The sequence below is a fragment of the Pseudomonas sp. SIMBA_067 genome (assembly GCF_046534675.1).
GTDB lineage: Bacteria > Pseudomonadota > Gammaproteobacteria > Pseudomonadales > Pseudomonadaceae > Aquipseudomonas > Aquipseudomonas putida.
This window is the reverse complement of record NZ_JAWRYH010000142.1, coordinates 1-350: the sequence shown is the minus strand read 5'-3', so window position 1 is coordinate 350 and position 350 is coordinate 1. Positions and strand designations below refer to the sequence as shown.

At 61.4% G+C, this 350-nt stretch carries 1 protein-coding gene; it reads left to right on the top strand.

What is annotated here, in order from left to right; genetic code table 11:
• On the top strand, window positions 1-350 hold a 350-nt coding region (locus SB765_RS28430), incomplete at both ends, for a peptidogalycan biosysnthesis protein (protein WP_410932330.1).

The window sequence follows — 350 nt, the reverse complement described above, 5'->3', positions numbered from 1 at the left end:
GGACAGCTTGTCCGAAATTGCCCCAAATGCCTGGGACGCCTTGGTGCCGCATGCTCAGCCTTTTGTGCGGCATGCATTTCTAAGTGCGTTGGAAGACAGCGCCAGCCTGGGCGCGCAGTCGGGTTGGCAGCCTGAGCACTTGCTGCATTGGGAAGGTGATCGCTTGGTGGCGGCCTTGCCCAGTTACCGCAAGTGGCACTCCTACGGCGAGTACGTGTTCGATCATGGCTGGGCGGACGCCTGTGAGCGCGCCGGTATCGGCTATTACCCCAAGCTGTTGACGGCGGTGCCGTTCAGCCCGGTGAGCGGGCCAAGGTTGTTGGCAGCGAATGCCGAGGACGGTTTTGAAT